16 protein-coding genes and 1 tRNA gene are annotated in these 19,783 nt (G+C 60.6%); 9 read left to right on the forward strand and 8 right to left on the reverse strand.

All coding sequences use genetic code 11. From position 1 onward, the window contains the following. Positions 1–280 precede the first annotated feature (280 nt). The 6 genes from IC231_RS03730 to IC231_RS03755 all read left to right on the forward strand — a co-directional run bounded on the left by IC231_RS03730 (position 281) and on the right by IC231_RS03755 (position 6,894). Positions 281–1,708 (forward strand): aldehyde dehydrogenase family protein, encoded by a 1,428-nt coding sequence (locus tag IC231_RS03730; RefSeq protein ID WP_190783248.1) that lies wholly within the window; start codon positions 281–283, stop codon positions 1,706–1,708. A 167-nt stretch (positions 1,709–1,875) separates the two neighbouring features. After that, entirely contained in the window at positions 1,876–3,921 is a 2,046-nt protein-coding gene (locus IC231_RS03735; protein ID WP_190783249.1) for a GMC family oxidoreductase N-terminal domain-containing protein, read from the forward strand. 80 nt (positions 3,922–4,001) lie between these two features. Next, positions 4,002–4,409, forward strand: a complete 408-nt coding sequence (locus IC231_RS03740; RefSeq protein WP_190783250.1) for a hypothetical protein — start codon at positions 4,002–4,004, stop codon at positions 4,407–4,409. Positions 4,410–4,586: 177 nt separating this feature from the next. Beyond that, positions 4,587–5,081, forward strand: a complete 495-nt coding sequence (locus tag IC231_RS03745) for a hypothetical protein (RefSeq protein ID WP_190783251.1) — start codon at positions 4,587–4,589, stop codon at positions 5,079–5,081. Positions 5,082–5,158: 77 nt separating this feature from the next. Then, positions 5,159–6,265: a DUF3616 domain-containing protein gene (locus IC231_RS03750; RefSeq protein WP_190783252.1), complete on the forward strand. Its 1,107-nt coding sequence runs from the start codon at positions 5,159–5,161 to the stop codon at positions 6,263–6,265. Between the two features lie 122 nt (positions 6,266–6,387). Beyond that, positions 6,388–6,894 carry an acyl-CoA thioesterase gene (locus IC231_RS03755; RefSeq protein ID WP_190783253.1) on the forward strand — a complete coding sequence of 169 codons (507 nt, stop codon included), beginning with the start codon at positions 6,388–6,390 and terminating at the stop codon, positions 6,892–6,894. A 126-nt stretch (positions 6,895–7,020) separates the two neighbouring features. Here the strand turns inward: IC231_RS03755 and IC231_RS03760 are convergent, their stop codons facing one another. Then, positions 7,021–7,548 carry a DUF6992 family protein gene (locus IC231_RS03760; protein WP_190783254.1) on the reverse strand — a complete coding sequence of 176 codons (528 nt, stop codon included), beginning with the start codon at positions 7,546–7,548 and terminating at the stop codon, positions 7,021–7,023. A gap of 102 nt (positions 7,549–7,650) precedes the next feature. Then, on the reverse strand, positions 7,651–8,340 hold the full coding sequence (locus IC231_RS03765) for a porin family protein (RefSeq protein ID WP_190783255.1): 690 nt from the start codon (positions 8,338–8,340) through the stop codon (positions 7,651–7,653). A 198-nt stretch (positions 8,341–8,538) separates the two neighbouring features. On the opposite strand from IC231_RS03765, the gene IC231_RS03770 reads away from it, so the two are divergent. Beyond that, a tRNA-Val gene (locus tag IC231_RS03770) sits at positions 8,539–8,613 on the forward strand. A 76-nt stretch (positions 8,614–8,689) separates the two neighbouring features. Next, entirely contained in the window at positions 8,690–9,598 is a 909-nt protein-coding gene (locus IC231_RS03775) for a histone deacetylase family protein (RefSeq protein WP_190783256.1), read from the forward strand. Between the two features lie 91 nt (positions 9,599–9,689). Here the strand turns inward: IC231_RS03775 and IC231_RS03780 are convergent, their stop codons facing one another. From IC231_RS03780 to IC231_RS03790, 3 genes are all read right to left on the reverse strand, one after another. Next, positions 9,690–10,397, reverse strand: coding sequence for a methyltransferase domain-containing protein (locus IC231_RS03780; RefSeq protein ID WP_190783257.1), 708 nt, complete (start codon positions 10,395–10,397; stop codon positions 9,690–9,692). A gap of 29 nt (positions 10,398–10,426) precedes the next feature. Then, positions 10,427–11,533, reverse strand: a complete 1,107-nt coding sequence (locus tag IC231_RS03785; RefSeq protein ID WP_190783258.1) for a type III polyketide synthase — start codon at positions 11,531–11,533, stop codon at positions 10,427–10,429. Between the two features lie 148 nt (positions 11,534–11,681). After that, entirely contained in the window at positions 11,682–12,797 is a 1,116-nt protein-coding gene (locus IC231_RS03790; protein ID WP_190783259.1) for an NAD(P)/FAD-dependent oxidoreductase, read from the reverse strand. 218 nt (positions 12,798–13,015) lie between these two features. On the opposite strand from IC231_RS03790, the gene IC231_RS03795 reads away from it, so the two are divergent. Beyond that, positions 13,016–13,360 (forward strand): T9SS type A sorting domain-containing protein, encoded by a 345-nt coding sequence (locus IC231_RS03795; RefSeq protein WP_190783260.1) that lies wholly within the window; start codon positions 13,016–13,018, stop codon positions 13,358–13,360. 309 nt (positions 13,361–13,669) lie between these two features. Here IC231_RS03795 and IC231_RS03800 read toward each other — a convergent pair whose 3' ends face one another. The 3 genes from IC231_RS03800 to IC231_RS03810 all read right to left on the reverse strand — a co-directional run bounded on the left by IC231_RS03800 (position 13,670) and on the right by IC231_RS03810 (position 19,764). Next, on the reverse strand, positions 13,670–14,728 hold the full coding sequence (locus IC231_RS03800) for a flavin-containing monooxygenase (RefSeq protein ID WP_190783261.1): 1,059 nt from the start codon (positions 14,726–14,728) through the stop codon (positions 13,670–13,672). Between the two features lie 55 nt (positions 14,729–14,783). Next, positions 14,784–18,335 (reverse strand): PAS domain S-box protein, encoded by a 3,552-nt coding sequence (locus IC231_RS03805; protein ID WP_190783262.1) that lies wholly within the window; start codon positions 18,333–18,335, stop codon positions 14,784–14,786. 64 nt (positions 18,336–18,399) lie between these two features. Beyond that, on the reverse strand, positions 18,400–19,764 hold the full coding sequence (locus tag IC231_RS03810; RefSeq protein WP_190783263.1) for a sigma-54-dependent transcriptional regulator: 1,365 nt from the start codon (positions 19,762–19,764) through the stop codon (positions 18,400–18,402). Positions 19,765–19,783: the final 19 nt, after the last annotated feature.

Here is a 19,783-nt window from a genome sequence, read left to right on the forward strand (position 1 = left end):
CGGAGGACTGTGAATAGTAGCGTAAAAATGAATTATAAGGAATTGACTGATAGTTTTTTATTTGTTGGCAACCGGGTTTATTGTCTAGCTTGGAAACGTCAATCGGGATAATATAGGAAAAAATGAATGTATTATAAAGAGTATGAGCAGCTTACCAGGAAACGCACGCCTGTGCGCGTCGCACGAGAGTGGCAGTGGTAGAGCCAGTATGCTTTCTGGCTAAAGCTCCCGAACTTACATACCCGCACCATCCTCTCTTTTCCTCCGTTTGCCAGCGCCCATGAAAACTGTTTCCACCTCTGCTGCTGGGTTGTCGCAGATTTTTGCGCAACAGCAGGCCCGCTCTGAGGCGTTGCGCCGTGAAGATGCTGCTCCCCGGCTGGCACGCCTGCGCAAGCTGGGCCGCTGGATAGCCGACAACCGCGCTGCTATTGAGCAGGCACTCTACACCGATTTTCGCAAGCCCGCCACCGAAACCGACGTCACGGAAATCTGGCCCTCCCAAACGGAAATCAAGCACACCATCCGGCACCTGAAGCAGTGGATGGAGCCGCACCGCGTGGAAACGCCGCTGGCCCTGATGGGCGCGCGCGGCTGGGTGCAGTACGAGCCCAAAGGCGTCTGCCTCATTATTGCGCCCTGGAACTACCCGTTCTACCTGGCCATCGACCCGTTGATTTCCGCGCTGGCGGCCGGCAACTGCGCCATCATCAAACCCTCCGAAATGACGCCCACCGTGGCCGCACTGCTCAGCCGCATGGCCCACGAAATCTTCGATCCGGCCGAAGTAGCAGTGGTGGAAGGCGACAAAGACGTGGCCTCGCAGCTACTGGAGCTGCCGTTTCACCATATCTTCTTCACGGGCAGTCCGCAGGTGGGCAAGGTGGTGATGCGCGCCGCGGCCGAGCACCTCACCAGCGTGACGCTGGAGCTGGGCGGCAAGAGCCCGGCCATCGTGGATGAAACTGCCAACCTGCGCGACGCGGCCGAGAAAATCGTGTGGGGCAAAGGCATCAATGCCGGCCAGACCTGCGTGGCGCCCGACTACCTGCTGGTGCACGAAGCCGTGCAGAATCAACTGCTGGAGGAAATCGGGAAAGTGGTGCGCCGCTTGTATGATACTGAAGGGAACGGCGTAGCTGCTTCCGATTCGTATGCGCGCATCGTCAATCAGCATCATTTTGAGCGGGTGGCCGGGCTGCTCGAAGACGCCCAGAAGCACGGCGCCACCGTGGCCCTGGGCGGCCACGTAGATGAGCGGCAGCGCTTCATTGAGCCCACCGTGCTGCTCAATGCCCCTGCCGACAGCCGCGTGATGCAGGAGGAAATATTCGGGCCGCTGCTGCCGGTGCGTACTTTCCGGACCCTTATGGAAGCCACCGACGAGGTGAACTCCCGGCCCCGGCCGCTGGCGCTGTATGTGTTCACGCAGAGCCGCGAAAACCAGCGCTACCTGCTGCGCAACATTCCGGCCGGCGGGGCGGCCGTTAACGAAACCATCCTGCACCTGGCCCATCCCGACCTGCCTTTCGGCGGCGCCGGCAACAGCGGCCTTGGCCGGGCCCACGGCCACGCCGGCTTTCTGGCGTTCAGCAACGAAAAATCGGTGCTGCGCCAACGCATTGGCCGCACCGGAATCAAGAGCTTTTACCCCCCCTACACGCCCAAAGTGCAGAAGATGGTGAACCTGCTGCTACGTTGGCTATAGCTGTCTGCTTACTTCTGATTTACACGCAAAGCCCTGCAGCAGCCACTGTAGGACTTTGTTTCTGAATTTAAGTATGCAAGCCGAGTAATTCTGCGGGAAAAGTCCGATATTTTCAGAACCGGCCGGCCTGAGTAAGCCGCCGATTCCCGCATTGCCTCCTGAACACGATGACCTTTACTGATGCCCAGCGCGAAACGCTCCGCGCCCTTGCCGATACCTTTATTCCGGACCTGACCGGCCCGGCCGAACAAGCTGCTTTCTGGCAGCGCCACGGCTCCGAGGGGGTGAACCTGGACCAGATAGGGGAGGTGCTGGAGGAACAGCCCACTGCGGCCCGCGCCGAGTTCGTGCAGCTGCTGCGCCTGCTGAATACGCCCACGCTGGGTCTGACGTGGTTTGGGCCGCTCCGGCCTTTTGCTAGGCTACAGCCCGCTCAGCGCGAAAAGATGCTGCAAAGCTGGGCGCAGAGCAACCTGCCGCAGTTGCGCAAAGGCTTTCATGCGCTGCGCAAGCTGTTCACATTCCTGTACTACGGCGGCTCCACCGCCGAAACCGGCAACCCGGTCTGGGCGGATATGGGCTACCCCGGTCCGCAGCCCGACGCTGTAGTGGATACGCCCCGTCCGATTCGGACGCTGCAGCCCACGCAGGACACTGTATATGAGTGCGAAGTGCTGGTGATTGGCAGCGGCGCGGGCGGTGGCGTGGTGGCCGGCGAGCTGGCTGCCGCCGGCCACGACGTGCTGGTGCTGGAAAAAGGCCCCTACTGCCACGGCTGCGACTTCACGCAGCGCGAAGTGGACATGATGGGCCGCCTCTACGACGCCAAAGGCACGCTCAGCACCCAGGACGGCGGCATCGGGATTCTGGCGGGTTCCTGCCTGGGCGGCGGCACCACCGTCAACTGGGCCGGGGCGTTCCGCACCCCCGACTACGTGCTGGAGGAGTGGGCCCGCGAGCATCAGGCGCCGCATTTTACTTCGCCGGAGTTCAAAGCCAGCCTGGAAGCGGTGAGCCGGGCCCTGAGCGTGAACACCGACTACACGCGCCACAATGGCCAGAACCAGGCGCTATGGGACGGGTCGCGCCGGCTGGGGCAAGAGGTGAAGCTGATTCCGCGCAACGAAAAGGGGCTCAGTGGTTCGGAGGAGCATTTCCGGGGCCTCGGGTTCAGCACCATGGGCGACGCCTACGGTATCAAGCAGGGCACGCTGAACACCTATCTGCTGCAGGCCTTTGAGCACGGCGCCCGCCTGCTGGCCGACACGCGCGTGGAGCGGGTCATCATCGAAAATGGCCGCGCGGTGGGAGCCGAAGCCGTGCATACGACTGCTGACGGACGCTCGGTACGCGTGACAGTGCGGGCCAGGCGCGTGGTGGTGGCAGGCGGCGCTATCCAGACGCCGGCCTTACTGCTGCGCAGCGGACTGAAGCATCCGCACATCGGGCGCCACCTCAACCTGCATCCTACGGTGGTGGTTTCGGGGCTGTATGAGCAGGAAATGCACCCGTGGTACGGGCCCAGCATGTCGGTGGTGAACGACACATTTACGCGTATCGGGGGCACCAACTACGGGGCCAAGCTGGAAACGCCGCCCGCCCATGCCGGCCTGATGAGCATGGTGCTGCCCTGGCTGTCGGGGGAACAGCACAAGCGGCTGATGCAGCAGGCGGCGCACCTGGGATCGTTCATCGTACTGACCCGCGACCGGGACGGCGGCCGCGTCAGCATCGACCGGCACGGCCAGGCCCTCATCGACTACAACCTCAGCGACTACGACCGGGCGCACATGCTGGCCGGCATCCGGGCTGCGGCCGAAATTCATGCTGCCGCCGGGGCGCATACCATCTTGCTGCCCCACGGCACGCAGCCTACGCTACGCGTGCAGGATGGCCGGATTCAGAACCCCGAGGTGCTGGAGCGGCTGCCGCACCTGGGCTGGAAGGCCAATCAGTTCGGGCTCTATAGCGCCCACCAGATGAGCACCTGCCGGATGGGCGGCAACACGGCCACCCATCCCACCAGCCTCACCGGCGAACTGTACGACGTGCAACACCTCTTTGTCGCCGATGCTTCGGCCTTTCCGGCGTGCAGCGGCGTAAATCCAATGCTCACGATTATGGCACTGGCTCACTACACGGCGCAGCAACTGAAAACCAGTCTGTCAGCAGGTCGGAACGTGGCCGCCGGGGCCGTTGCGGCCGGTATCTGACGGGATATAGCCACCGCAGAATAGACAAAAGCCGGCGTTTCTGCGTATGCGGGGCACACGCCTGTTTTCGTTCCTGCCGTATGCATCTCTCCCGTCCCTTCCTCACTCTGGCGCTATTGGCCACGCTGGCTGCTGGCTGCGCCCGCCGCAACAAGAGTATCCCCGAAGCCAAATCGGTGTCAACGGCGCCTACCGTGACGGCCACGGCCGCCCGCGACCTGACCGATGTGATGACTGACGAACTAAAGCTGCGCCCCGACCAGCAGCAGAAAGTACGCGCCATCCTCACTACCACTGCCGAGCAGGTAAACACCGCCCGGCAGCAGAACGCCAACAATCGTCCGGCCCTGATGGCTGAGCTTAAGCGCATCAACGTCGCCTCCGACAAGCAGCTTCAGCAGGTGCTGACTTCCACGCAGTATCAGCAGATGAAAGCCAAGCAGCGCCAGATGCAGGCCGAAATGCAGAACCGCAAAGCCGGCCAGTAGCCTGCTCCTTAGGCTCTGGTTTGAGCGCCCCGGTCCGCCAGCTTGCTGGTTGGCTGGGGCGTTTGCGTTTGGGTAGTGGCACGATGCTCAGGCAACTGTTGTGGGCGGAGCGACATCTGCCTCTGCAGCCGGAAGTTCCGGCTCGCACAGCAACCACACGCTTCTCAGCCGGCAGCCATGAAACAACACGTACTACTCCTCGGAATACTGCTCCTACTAGGTAGCGCTGCTACTGCCCAAACAGTTGCGGCAGCCGAAAAACAAGCCCTGGCCAAGCAACTTAATCAGTTGCTGCGCGACCCCGCCAAGCCGAAGCAGGAGGTGAAGCTGGAGCTGGATGGCTGCCATGTGCAGCAAATTATCCGCGACAATGACGCCGATGTGCAGATGTCGCAGCCTGTAAACGTGAGCGTAAGCAAAGGCAGCTCCGACTGGGCCGTGAATGTGGGTAGTGGCCGGTTTGAGATGAAAATGGGGTTCGAGTGGAGTGAGGTCACCGGGCTGAGCTACGCGCCACAAACCGAAGACGGCCGGCACACCTACGAGCTCAGAGTGAAACGCCAGAGCAAAAACAGCAATGTCACAACGGAAATGACGCTGTATACCGCCGACGAAGCGGTGGTGAAAGACGTGGTGCGCCGCCTGGAAAAAGTGCGTCTGAGCTGCCGCTAGCAGGTCGTTGGCGGTGGCCCACAACCTTCCGCTACCGGTTTCGTTGGCACGGTGCTGTTCTCCTTCACACCCTACGTATGCGCCGCCAGTCCTACCTGCTTCATTTCAATCCGAAACTCAGCCTGAACGCCGCCGGCAAGCACGTCCGCGACGGCCTTTCCACCGTGCTACGCACCGGCGACAACATCTGGGTGAGCTGCGACGAGCGCACCAGCATTGAGCGGCTGCGCCTGACCGGTACGCATGAGTTCGGGCAGCATTGCCGTTATCAGCTGGCCGATCTGCTGGACCTCACAAACGAGGCGGAAGACGTGGAAATCGATATTGAAGGTATGGGTGAGTGCGGCCACTATCTGTGGATTATTGGTTCGCATAGTCTCAAGCGCAAGCAGCCCAAGCCCAACGAGGAGGATGTCGCTAAGCAGATTGCGAAGCTGGCGAAAGTAGAGGAGGAGCCCAGCCGCTACTTGCTGGCCCGGGTGCCGCTGCTGCTGAATCCCGAAACCGGCGACTACGAGCTGTTCAAGGAAGCTCCACACCCCACTGATTCTACGCAGACTCTGCGCGCCGCCCAGATTCGAGCCGACGACACCACCAACGACCTGCTCGATTTGTTGGCGCAGGACCCGCACCTGAAACCTTTCATGCAGATTCCGGGCAAGGATAATGGCTTCGATATAGAAGGGCTGGCCGCTGCGCCTGATGGGCGGCTGTTTGTAGGCTTGCGCGGACCCGTGCTCCGTGGCTGGGCCATCGTGCTGGAATTACTGCTCCGGGAGGATAAGCACGGCCGTCTGCGTCTCGATGAGGTGCCTGGCGCCACGGAGAAATACTACAAAAAACACTTTCTGGACCTGGGTGGCATGGGCCTGCGCGAACTGCGCCAGCTCGGCAACGATATGCTGTTGCTGGCCGGCCCCACCATGGACCTCGACGGCACTATTGCGGTGTACTGCTGGCCCGATGCATTGCGTCAGGAGCAGGACAGCCTGATTGGGCCCGATAAGCTGCAGCGCCTGTTTGATGTGCCGCATGGCTCGGGCCCCACTGCCGGCCAGGACAAAGCCGAAGGCATGGCCATACTTGATAAGGAACACGTGCTCATCGTGTTTGATAGCCCCTCCGACGTCCGCAAAACCCAGCCGCACTGCGTGGTAGCCGATGCCTACCGGGTAGAACAGTAAACAGCAGCTAGGCTGGCCGAAACAAAAACAACAGTTGCTGCTTGCTGAGAGGCAACAACCAAGCCCGCGCACTTTTGGTCCGCACTTTCCTGCTTCTACTCCTCTCTCCACACGCCACACCTATGGTTCGCACCCCCGAAACCACGCACCGCATCCACTTCCAAGACTGCGACATGCTGGGCCACCTCAACAACGCCCGCTTCCTCGACTACTTCCTCAATGCCCGGGAGGACCAGGTGCTGCAGCACTACGCCCTGAATATGGGCAAGCTGGCCCAGGAGCAGAACGGAGCCTGGGTGATTACCAAGCACCACCTCAGCTACCTGCGGCCCGCCAACCACGGCGAGCTGGTCCGCATTCGTACGCAGCTCATCCACTTCGATAACTCCAACCTAGTGGTGGAAATGCAGATGCTCAGCGAAGACAGCCAACGGCTGAAAGCCCTGCTCTGGTCGGAAATGGCATTTGTGGCCGTGAAGTCCGGCACCCGCTCCGAGCATTCTGATGAGCTGATGGATCTGCTGGAAAAGCTGGATGTGGATGAAATTGACTACGACCCGGATGGGTTTGATGATCGGGTAAAAATGGTGCGCAAGCAACTCAAGCAGCTGCGCCGCGACGAAGAATAGGCAGCATTGGTGCAACTCAAGCCAGCCGCTTCTGCACCAACAACCTGCCACTGTTAGCGAGTTTAGATCTACAAAAAAGCCGGAATGCATTACGCATTTCGGCTTTTGCTTTCTGCCCAATTCCGCTTAGGGTACCAGCTGTAGCAGCAACGCGGCGTAGCGGTGGTACACTACGTAAAAACCAGCATCAAACAGCAGCAGAAAACCGCCCTGCACCCACAAGGAGCGGCCAAAGCCCCGGAGCCGTTCGGGTTTGAGAGCCGCTGTGCCGGCGCGGGCACGCAGCCAGCTCCCAGTGCAGATATAAGCAGCATCGAGGCCGACATTGAGCAGCAGAACCTTCTCGAAATTGAACTGAGCCGTAAGGCTGTCGGTGAGCGTGAGGCCGGCCACCTGGTTCGGGTGCGCCTGCACCAGGCCCCAGACGGCCAGCAGCGCATTCACAACGCCCCAGCCGATGTTCATCTGGTGGAAATAGTGCGGCTCCGTGCGGGTATCAGTGCGCGTGACGTAGTAGCCACTCACAAGTAGGGTGAGCAACGCCCAGGTACCCAATACGCCCATTCCGCGTTCCGCCAGCAGCTCGCGGGCTGCATTAAGCGCCGGCAAAACGGCAGCGGCCGGCAAGGACAGAAAAAACGGAGCAGCTGCCATAAACGAAAGGTAGACACGGATACAAAAAAAGGAAGCCGAAGCTTCCTTTTTTACTACTACTACTACTACTACTACTACAGAGCGGATTAACCGCAGGAACGGCTAGTTGTTGAAGCCAAAGCCCACGTACAGCTGAAACACACCGTTTTTCACGTTGTCGTAAGCGCCGGCGCCGGCATCTTTGGGGTCATTGTAGATGTCGGCTAGGCCCAGGTCGTAGCGGGCACCGATGCGGGCAGGGCCCACCCGGCCTTCCACGCCGCCTACCACGCCATATTCGAGGCTGTTGAGGCCCACGCTGGAAATCTGGCGCTCCGTGCCGGCATACTTGGCTTTCACCAGCAGCGACACCTGCGGCCCGACATGCACGCTCACGTTATCGAAAATGTTGTATACCAGCAGCACGGGTACCTGAATGTAGTCCAGGCGCGTTTCGCGCGTTTCGCCCGTCGTCTGGCCCGGCGTCGTCGACTGCACGGTGAACTGCTCTGCGTCGAAGCCTTTGCGGGTAAACAGTACCTCGGGCTGCAACGACACTTTATCGTTGAGGCCAAACTGCGCATACACGCCCGCATGGTAGGTCTTCAGGCTGGACAGGTTCTTGTAGGCATCTTTGTCGCCGCCGCGCAGGTCCGCCAGATTGAAGCCGGCCTTTACACCAAACCCATTGTTGCGCGAGTCGCTGGTGCTGGGGGCGTAGTCGGTGGAGGAGCGTGTGCCAATCGGGCCATCCTGGGCCTGAGCCGCTATGCCAGCGCCAAACAGGCAGAAGAGAAGGAAAATCTTTTTCATATGGAAGAGAAGTGAACGGGAGAGAAGTGTGGCTGCAAATAGAGGTAGCAGGCCGGTTTTACAGCGCTATACTTGCCCGGCCGTGTAAGTGTTGCGCGCCGGCCCGAAACCAGCGCATAATTTTTTCCTGCATCTATGCCGCTGCATTGCGGGCAGCTACTATCTTTGGCGCTTTCCGGCCGCCGCCAGAAGGTTTGCGGGGCGTTAGCTCAGTTGGTTCAGAGCACTACCTCGACAAGGTAGGGGTCACTGGTTCGAGCCCAGTACGCCTCACATATTCCTTCCCCGAATCCGAAGTAACCGCTCCATGGGGCGGTTATTTTCGTGTAAATGCCAGCCTGCCGCTCCTATGATTTCCATTGCCTGGGCTCCGCTTTACGCTCACCCACTCCCAGCCAACCACCGGTTTCCCATGCTCAAGTATGAGCTGCTGCCGGAGCAGCTGCTCCGGGAAGGGGTGGTAGCGGAAAGCGCATTCTTTCAGCCCGTGCCCCCACCGGCCGTAGACATTCTGCGCACCCACACGCCTGACTACTACCAACGGCTGTGCAGCGGCCAGCTCACGCGCCAAGAGGAGCGCGCCACCGGTTTTCCGTGGAGTGCGCAGCTGATGGAGCGCGAAGTCACGATTCTGGGGGGCACGCTCGAATGTGCCCGCCGGGCGCTGCAGGGCGGTGTAGCCCTGAACATAGCCGGCGGCACCCACCACGCCTTCCGCGACCGGGGCGAAGGATTCTGTCTGCTCAACGACCAGGCGGCCGCCGCCGCCTATCTGCTGGCCCATCCTGAGTTTGGTATCAGCAAGGTGCTTATTGTGGATCTGGATGTGCATCAGGGCAACGGAACGGCCCGTATTTTTCAGCACGAGCCGCGGGTCTTCACGTTCAGCATGCACGGAGCCCGCAACTATCCGCACCGCAAGGAACAATCTGACCTCGACCTGGCCCTGCCCGATGGCACCGACGATGCGACCTATCTTGGCTTGCTACACGACACACTGCCGCGCCTGTTACAGGAGCAGCAGCCTGACTTTATCTTCTATCTGAGCGGGGTGGATGTGCTGGAAACCGACAAGCTCGGCCACCTTGCCCTGAGCCGGGCCGGCTGCCGCCAGCGCGACGAATTCGTGCTTGGCCTTTGCCACCGCCACCAGATTCCGGTGGTGGTGTGCATGGGCGGCGGCTACTCCCCACGCATCGCCGACATTGTGGAGGCCCACGCCAATACCTTTCGCGTAGCGGCCGATTTGTGGAGCTAGATGATAGGTGGGTGTTGATTGATGATTGTTAAATATCTAACAATGAGTTAAATAAAAGTGTCTCGCATCAGCAATCAACCCCCGCCAAATATCAGCCCATCAGAATCAGCTGCCAGCGGAAGGCCCACCGCCAGCGCAACGCATACCTTGTGATGCCTGCTTCAGCAAGCAACTGTTGCCAGTCGGGGCGAGTGAAGGCACGCGCTACAGACAGCGGGGCGTCGTGCTGCACAAGATGGGAGCCCCGAAACAGGCGCGTCAGCCAGCGGATGCTGTAGTAGGCCAGCGGGTGCCGGTGCAGGTCGTTGATGATGACGGCCAGACCCGCCTGCCGCTGCCACTGCGGAAGCAACTGCGCCAGCGCCGCATCAGAGAAATGGTGGCAAAACAGACTGCAGGTCAGGATATCGAAGGGCTGCTGCTGAAAATCGGCGGAAAAGATGTCCTGCTGCCGAAATCTGATTTCGGGGTAACCCTGGGCTTTTCGAGCCGCATACTCCAGCATAAATGGGTTGGCATCAATACCGACCAGTTCTATGGGCACTGCGTGTTGCCGGGCCCAGCGGGCAATATGCCGCAACGTGTCGCCGCCGCCACTACCCAGGTCAGCGAGGCGGAGTGGCCGGTTTTGAGGAAAATGGGGCCGCAGCTTTTCCAGGGCATTCAGTACCGGCGCGTAGCCTCCCAGCCAGGTGTTGATGGTTTCCAACTCGTCGAGGTTGCGGCGCAACGCGTCCGACGCCAGCGACAGGTCGTCCATCAACTCCTCTTCCGTCGCACGGCTCGAAAAATCAGGCATAGCTATTATACCGATGAAGACATGGCAGGCTACACTACGCGCAGCAACATGGCCTCCAGCGTGAGGCCGGGCCCGAATGCAAAGCTGAGCACCGGGGCGCCGCTGTCGGCTGCCGTGAAACCGGCCAGCAATTCGCGCAGTACAAACAGCACCGTCGCCGACGACATGTTGCCATATTCGCGCAGTACGTGGTAGGCCGGCCGGTTGTCCTGGGTAGTGAGGCCCAGTTCCTGCTCAATGGTTTCCAGAATGCGCCGCCCACCCGGATGAATGGCGAAATGCCGGATGTCGCGCAGCTGCACGGGCAGGTTGCGTAGCAGGTCGTCGGTGAGGCGCCGGATGCCGCGCTGAATCAGCTTGGGAACGTAAGAGGAGAGGGTCATCTCAAATCCGAAGTCGTTGACATGCCAGGCCATATCAGCGTGCCCGTCGGGCTCCAAGCCACAGTGGAAGGCTTCCAGCTCCAGGTGCGGCCGGCTGCCGGAAGGCCGACCCAGTACCAGGGCCGCCGCTGCGCCGTCGCCGAACAGGGCGTTGGAAATCAGGTGGTCTTCTTCGTGATGCTTCTGGAAGTGAATGGTGCACAGCTCCGTGCAAACTACCAGCACGCGGGCATCGGCGTCGGCCCGGCAAATGGCATCGGCCAGCTTCAGGGCATTAAAGGCAGCATAGCACCCCATAAAATTCACGCAGGTGCGCTGCACATCAGGCCGCAGCCCCAAGCGGTTCACCAGCTCAATATCCAGCCCCGGCGCATACATACCCGTGCAACTCACTGAAATCAGGTGTGTCAGCGAATTGGCCGGCACGTCAGGTGCTTGGCTCAGGCAGCTTTCAGCAGCGGCGGCAGCCAGCGGCAGTGCCTCCTGGCGGTATATCCGCATTCGGGCTCCTACCGATGGAAACGGCTCTAAGTCCGGTGTATTGGGAAAGAAGGTGAATTCGCCGTTGGTGCGGCCGTAATCGGGTAGCACGGTATAGCGGTGCCCAATGCCCGACACCCGGTAGAGGGCCCGCAGCTTACGGGTCTGGTCAGTATCGAATTGCAGGGCGCGGGCCATGAAATCCCCGATCTGGGCTTGTGGAAGACGGTGGGGCGGGTTGGCCGTGCCAATGGCACTCAGGTAGCTGATCATTCGGTGCAGTATACGCAATTAGGAGGCGGTCAGAACAGGGCAGGGGCAGAATGCAAAAAAACTATACGGCGTTACAGCCTATGCAGCGCCATTTACTACTCAGCACGTGTAGCAGCGTGTTACTTATGTTATTTTATTCGATGGAGAATCAGAAAGCGGTGCCGTGCGTGCGACGCATAAGGGCCTGTACGCCACCTTGCCAATGGCGCAGGGCGCCTACTACCGCCTCACTCAGCACAGGCCGCCCGAATAGGCCCTGTACCAGCCGCCCCACTTGCAGCCGCTGCCCAAACTGTGCCTGCCAGCTGTGGCGGTAGCGCGTTTCCAATGTCGTGCGGGTGATACGGCCCTGCAGAAACTCATGCAGGTGAGTACTGGCCAGATAGGCACCGTGTATAGCCATAGCCATACCGTTGCCGCAGAGGGGCGTAATCAGGCCGGCTGCGTCGCCGCAGAGCAGCATGTGGTCTTCCACACAGCTTTTGGGCGCAAAGGAAATTTCGTTGATGACTTCCGGCTGCGGATACAGAAACTCGGCAGTTTCCAGAATGTGGCGCAGGTGCGGATTGCGGGCCAGCACGTTCTGTTCCAGCCCGGCAATGGTGCCCTGCTGCTTCAGGTTGTGGCGCGTGGTGAGGTAACAGAAGCAGTAGCGTCCGTCTTCCACCGCCGAGATGCCCGCGTAGCCGTCCTCAAAATTGTGCAGCGCAATCTGGTCAGTCGGGTAATCGAGGCGCAGGTGATGCTTCACACCGAGATACGGAGAGCGTTGCTGAAAAAATGGCCGTTGCAACTGCCGGTCGAGGGCACTGCGCTTACCGAAAGCCCCCAGCACAACGCGTGCTTCCAGCTGCTGCCCGTCGGCCAGCGTTACGATGTGGCTGTCAGTGGCTGGCGCATAGTCTACCGCTGCCACGGTAGTCCGCTGGAGCACCACAACGCCACGGGCCTCTGCCAGGCCCGCCAGATGATAGTCGAGAGAGAAGCGGCTGATGCCGAACCCACCCAGGTCGAGCGTAGCGGACAGCGTGCGCCCCGCCGGCGACGAGAGCTGAAAACGCGTAATCTGGGCCGGATGCAGCTCCGCCGGGTCGGCATTGAGGCGGCGCAGATACGGCAGCACCTCGTTGGAAATATACTCGCCACACACCCGATGAAACGGATAGTGCTGCCGCTCCACCACCGTTACGCTGTAGCCACGGGCCCGTAGGTCGAGGGCAGCGGTGAGGCCTCCCAGGCCGCCGCCAATAATGAGAACGTCCAACTTGTTTTGTCTAGTAAGAGGTTGGTTCAGAGGGTAAAATAGGGCAGTTGGTCGAAGATGAGTTATATTTTGTTCATCTAATGAAGAATACCCGGTATCTTTGCAAACCTAAATGGTTGCCTAACGTTTTAGCAGGTATCCTATCCGCGCCTTTTTTACGCCCCCTTTCACTCTTACGGCCCGCTATGATGCCACGCCTACTCTACTTTCTGTTTTTGATGCTTCTTGCCATCGGTCCGGTGCGCAGCAGCATGTCTTCTGCTTCCGCTACCCCAGTCGGAGTGACCAAGCGCGCCGCCCGCCCAGCCGATGAGCGCACGATTCTGGTATACCCGAACCCCAGCACCGGTATTGTTCATATTGCCATCAACGGTTTCGAAGGCCGCAAGCTGGAGCTGCGCGTGCTCAACGTAATCGGCTCTGTGATTTACCGCGAAACCATCACGGAACTCAACGACCGGTTTACCAAAACCCTGGACCTGAGCAAGTTTGCCAGTGGCCTCTACTACGTGAAGCTCGAAGGCGACAACGCCAGCGAGATGCGCAAACTGGTAATCCGCTAACTCAGCGGCTCACTCAAACAAAAAGCCCCGTCTGCTACAGACGGGGCTTTTTGTTTGAGTGAGCCGCTGAGTTAGCGGCGGTTCTTGGCACGAACCGGGATTGGTTTCAGGGAAGCCTTTACTTGGTCGAACGTATTGAGTGCGAGCAGGGCCGTGGCCAGTGCTACGCCGAGAAAAATCAGCAGAGACATCGTAGGGAAAGTTAGAAGAACGAAAATGCGTCAACGGGGCTATCCGGGAGGATAGTATGCCCGAGCAGGCGCGTATATGTTATAGAACCGCGAAAGGCCCCAAGTAGTTGCAGCATAATTATGTGCTGCCCAGCAACTGCGCCACTACATGCCGCGCATCGGGGCCCGCGCCGCCCATCAGGGCCGAGCTGCGGCTGTTCAGCCACGGAAGTCCCAGAAACGCAATGCCACGCGCTTCAGTAAGGCCATAGTGGTGGCGTGGCGTGCCGTCGGCCTCAAAAATGGGCAGCTTTATCCAGTCAAATCCGGGCCCGAATCCGGTAGCCCAGACAATGGCCTCGAGCGGTGGTGTTGCCAGCCGTTGGCCTTGCAGGCCGCCAGCCGGTGTGCTGCTGCTGGCCCGACCAATGAACTGCGCGTTGGGGAAACGGCGCAAACGCTGCAGGTCGCCTCTTACCACCGGCTCCGGCTGCAGCATAGCATAGCGGCCCAGCGCGTTGTAGCGCGAAATACCGAGCATTCCGGTGCCTTTCAGCAGTGCCCAGGTTGCTTGGTTGTTCGGAAACGAAGGTGTTTTGTCGTCGAAGGCCGCATACACCGAGCGAGTCGTAGCCGCTAAATCGGCCGCAATCTGCAGGGCCGAGTTGCCGCTGCCTACCACCGCCACTGCGCCGGTGCCCGCTATTTGTTGCGGGCTGTGGTAGTGGCTGCTGTGGAGCTGCTGCACGGCAGTCGGCAGCCGGGCCGCAAAGTCTGGGATGCGGGGCACAGAATAAGCACCGGTGCTCACAATCACGCGCTGCGCCTGGTACATTTGCCCGGTGGCCGTCTGCACGGTGTACCCATTGCCTACTGTGGCCGGTGCTAGACTAACGGCACGTTGCCCGGTATGTATCGGAAACCGGAAATGCGCCGCATACTGGCGCAGGTAGGCTGCCGCTTCGTCTTTGGTTGGGTAGCCGAGGGCGCTGCCGGGCCAGGGCAGCCCCGGTAGGCTACTGGCCCAGCGTGGCGAAAACAGCCGCAGCGCATCAAACCGGGAGGCCCATACGTCGCCGACAGCAGCGCGCTCTTCCAGCAACAGAAAATCGATGTTGCGCTGCTGCAGATAGTATGCTGCCGCCAGCCCTGCTTGGCCCGCCCCGATGACGAGTGTATCGAAAGAGAATTCGGTCATGTGGCGCAATAAGGGGCGGAAGATAGCGCATGGCACGCTAGGTACGGCCGCTTGGCTACAGTCCCGGAAAATCCCGCCGCAGTCCTTCCATCACCTGCTCGGTCACCTCACGAACCAGAGTCACCAGCTGTTGCGCTTCCTGTGGTTCCAGAGACGTGTCGCGGCAGGCTTCTAGGCGGCGGATGGGGGCGTGCAGTTGCCGGATGTGCAGGCCATCGAGGGAGCTTTTGAGGTGATGAGCAGCAGCGGCCAGCTGCTCGCACTGCCCGGATGCGGCATGGTGCTCCAGCTCACGAACGGCCGGCGGGGTGGTCTGGATAAACAGATGCGCGAGGCGCCGCACAAATTCCTCGTTGCCGTGGGCCAGCCGCCGAATACCACTCAGGCTGTAAAGTGGAGCGTTAGCCGTTTCCGGACCGGAAATAAACTCCGCTGATTCTACCGCCGGCCGCTTGCCCAACGCGGCAGCAATGGTCCGGAAAAGGTCTTCTTCCCGAAACGGCTTGGACAGATACCCCGAGAAGCCCGCCGCGGCGTAGCGTTCTGCCTCGCCGCGCAGGGCGTGGGCCGTGAGAGCCAGCACCGGCGTAGCGGCCCGTTGGGGCTCCGGATGCTGGCGCAGGCGCCTGGTAGCGGCCACGCCATCCATACCGGGCATCTGAATATCCATGAGTACAATATCGTAGCTGTGTTGGTCAAACAGTGCCAGCGCATCCGGGCCGGTGCTGGCGGTGTCTACTGTCCAGCCCCAGCCCCGCAGCAAGGACTCTACCAAAAACTGGTTTACGGCATTGTCTTCGGCCAGCAGCACCCGGCGGGCCCCTAGCTCCCGGTAGTTGGTAGCTGCTTTGGCCGGCACTTTCACGGCGGTAGCCTCGGCTGGACGGAAGGTGAGCGTAAAGCCGAAAGTACTGCCTTCGTGCAGGCGGCTTTCGGCCGTCATGGTGCCCCCCATCAGGTCTACCAGCCCGCGCGAAATGCTTAGGCCCAGGCCGGAGCCGCCATATTCGCGGGCCGTGCTGGCCGATGCCTGCGTGAACGGCTCAAACATTTCCTGCAGCTGATCGGGCGCGATACCGGGGCCGGTATCCAGCACCTGAAACTGGAACAGGGGCTCTTCGCCGGGCTGGCTGAGGCGGCGGCACGTGAGCAGCACCTGCCCGTGTTCGGTAAACTTTACGGCATTGCTGAGCAGGTTGAGCAACACCTGGCGCAGCCGATGCGGGTCGCCGAGCACGGTGGTAGGCACGGTGGCCGGCGGCAGCTCCAGTTCCAGCGCAATGCCTTTCTCCTGAGCCCGTGGCAGCAACGACTCCTGGCTGGCCCGCAGTACTTCCCGCAAATCAAACGGAATAGTTTCCGGCCGGATTTTGCCGGCTCCCAGCTGCGCCATGGCCAGCACATCATTGATGACGACCAGTAGATGGTCGGCGGAGTGGCGGATGTGTCCCAGGAACTGGCTCTGCTGGTCGTCGAGCGGCGTTTTGGATAGCAGCCCGGCCATACCCAGAATCCCATTGAGCGGCGTGCGGATTTCGTGGCTCATGTTGGCCAGAAAGTTCTGCTTGGCCTGTGCGTTTTCTTCGGCTGCTTCCTTGGCAGCGTGCAAATCAAGCTGCGTGCGTTTTAGCTCCGTGATGTTGATATCAACACCCAACACCTGCATATTGCCATCGGCCAGCACAAACGGGCGTTTGATGCTGTAAAACCAGAGAATTTCGCCGTCGGGCTTGGTAAAGGTTTCTTCCTGGATGAGCTCCTGCCCGGTGCGCAGCACTTGTTCGTCCTGCTGGCGGTAGCGCTGCCCATCGGTCAGGATGGCCGGCAGCTGGTCGGGCTGCGCGCCTACAATCTGCTCTGGGGTCATGCCATATAGCTCGGCGGTGGCGCGGTTGGCCAGCAGGTAGTTGCCCAGATTATCCTTGAGGTAGATGAGGTGCGGCGTAGTGTCGATAACCTGGCGGAAGAGGCGGTTTTGCTCGGCCAAGCGCCGGTTGGCGGTGCGGCGTTGCTCATCGGCTACTTTCCAGCGCGTAATGTCTTCTCCTACACCTACTATCTGGCGCACCCGGCCGTCCGCGTCCCGCTCAAAAGGAGTGTCCGTAACGCGCAGCCAGCGGGCTGATCCATTGCGGTGGTTGAGGTAGAACTCCAGGGACAGGATTTCACTGTCCGCCAGTTGAGCTACGTGCTCATAATGCTCCTGTAGCCGCTGTACTTCCGCCGGGGGCATCAGCCGCTCCAGCACTTCCCCGCCCATTTCCTGGATTTCCTCCTCCGTGTATCCCAGCATGACTTCGATGTGCCGGTTGGAGTACACATTGCGCTTTTCAGCCAGGTCGTAGATGTAGATAAGGTTGGGGGCTGTGTAGGCGACGCGTTCCACCAGCAGCTGGCTTTGGCGCAGGGCTTCTTCGGTGGCTTTGCGCTGGGTAATATCCTCGGCGCTGCACAGCACTTGGTGCACGAGGCCGTTTTCGTCGCGCGTGAAAGCCGTGCTCCGAATCCAGAGCCACCGCCAGTTGCCGTCCTGGTGCCGTACCCGGTACTCGCCGGTGCTGAGCTCCCCATCCGGCAGCGCCTGCAGGTAGTCCCGTTTGTTGAACAGGCTCCGCAGATCCTCCGGATGAATAATCTGCTGCAACAGCCCCGCCTGGGTTTCGATGGTCTGCTCCGGGTAGCCCAGCACCCGCTCTATCTGCCGGTTGATGTAGTTGAGGCGGTGCGCCTGCAGATCGTAGAGAAAAACAACGGCCGGAATGGTGTCGTTGATGCGGGCCATGAGCAACTGGCTGTGACGCAGCTGGGTTTCGGCCTGGCGGCGGGCCGTAATATCGGTGAGGTAAATGTTGGCTGCTTCCTCTTGGAGCAGCGGTACAATGGTCCAGTGATAAAACGCCCCATCGAGCTGGCGCTCCACAATGCGGGAGGTATTCTCCTGCAGAGCCGATTTTACTTGCTGGTGCAGAAACTCCCGGTCGGGTTGCCACTCCGGCCGGGCCAGGGCCCGGAGTACCGGGCCAGCCGCCGGGTTGGCGTAGCGGGCCTGGCCGTCGCGCCCAAAACAGATAATAGGGTCCGGGCTCTGCTCTGCCAGCTGGCTGAGTTCCTGCACGTGGGCCTGCACCTGCCGCTGGCGGGTTACGTCTTCGTAGCTCCACAGGTGTAGCATCGTGCGCCCGTTCTGTACCACCGGCAGGTACTCGCGCTGCAGAACACGGCCGTTGGCCAGCTCTACCAGCTCGGCCCGGCGCAGCTGGTTTCGCATGGCTTCGTCGGCCCGCTGCAGCACGTCATCGGGTTGCCGGAAAGCAGCCGACTGGCGCAGAATCTGGTGGCAGTCTTGGCCGATATAGGCGGCCGGAGGCTCGGGTAGCGCCAGCAGGTCGCAGAGCCGCTGGTTGATGAGCTTGATGTGGCAATGTTCGTCCTGCGCCAGCAGGCCGGTGCTGATTGTCTGGAGCAGCGCGGTAAGCTGCCCAGCAGCAGCCTGGCTCTGTAGGTGCGACTGTTCACGCAGCTGCTGCAGTTCCTGCCGCAACGCTTGTTGGGCTTGCTCCGCGTGCCGGAGGCGGCGCTGTAGCTGGCGTTGACTAATAGAACTCATAGCACACGGTTTCAGGCAAGAAGGGGAGAGGCAGCCTGAATGTCAGCGGCACGCCTGCACAACATTAGCGCAACCGCACCTCGTTGTTCTGAGCCATACGATAAATAGTAGACTTCCCGATTTGCAGCTTGTCGGCAACCTGCATAATATTCCCTTGGTGTGCATCTAAATAGCGCTGCACAATGGCCGCTATCTGAGTCCGCAGCGACTCGGCGGCTGGCGCCTGCCCGTTGGTGCTGCTGCCCTGTATGCGCAACGACAGGTCCTGGGGCAGAATGGTGTCCTGCTCGGCCAGCACCGCCGCCAGCTCTATAATGGCTTTCAATTCGCGCACGTTGCCCGGGAAGGGGTAGCGCAGCAGCAGGTTGCGAGCCTCATCAGAAAGGCGGCAGGGAGTCATTTTATTCTGGTGGCAGAAATCACTCAGGAATGACTCTGCCAGCATCAGGATATCCTGGCCCCGCTCGCGCAGAGGCGGTAGCACAATCGGCAGGCCCAGCAGCCGGTAGTACAGGTCTTCGCGGAAACGGCCCTTCTGTACCTGCTCTGCCAGATCATGGTGGGTGGCTACCATCAGACGGGCGTCGAATGCAATGGGCTGGCCGCCGCCCACCCGCATTACCTCCCGTTCCTGCAGCACTCGCAGCAGCTTGGCCTGCAGGTCCAGTGGCATTTCGGCAATTTCATCGAGAAACAGGGTGCCGCGGTGGGCTTCCTCAAACCGCCCGATGCGGCGGCTGATAGCTCCCGTAAACGCCCCTTTCTCATGGCCGAACAGCTCACTTTCCAGCAGCTCCCGCGGAATGGCTGCTACGTTTACAGCCACGAATGCCTGCTCGCGGCGGGGCGATAAATAATGAATGGCTTTGGCCACCAGTTCCTTGCCAGTGCCAGTTTCGCCGCTCAGCGACACGGTGATATTGGTGCGCGCAGCTTTTTCGATGAGGGTGCTGAGCTGCTGCATCTGAGGGCTGCTGCCCAGAATGGCGCGGCCCGGCTCGTATTTCATGCCAATCTGCTCACGCAAACGCTCGTTTTCACGGCGTAGCTGCAGTTGTTTGCGCACATTCCCAACGGAGTTCCAGAGACGGTCGGCTGTCTCTTCGTCCTTCACCAGGTAGTCATACGCACCCTGGCGCAACAGCCCAATGGCGGTGCGCACATCTTCCTGGCCCGAAATAATGATGACAGCCACCTCAGGCAGCCGCTCCTTAATCTGGCGCAGTACCTGGTCGCCTTTGCCATCGGGCAGCGAGTAGTCCAGCGTAATCAGGTCGGGCTTTTCGCCCAGATGGTCGAGGCAGGCTTGGGCAGTAGTGAAGCGCTGCACCTGGTAGTCGGGGTTCTGGGCAAGCTTGTACTCAAGAAGCTCGCCGTACCAGGCATTGTCCTCGACAATAAAAATATGAACAGCGGAAGAAACAGACATTTGAATCAGAAGGGCTTAG

The organism is Hymenobacter duratus (genome assembly GCF_014698995.1).
In the GTDB taxonomy this organism is placed as follows: Bacteria; Bacteroidota; Bacteroidia; order Cytophagales; family Hymenobacteraceae; genus Hymenobacter; species Hymenobacter duratus.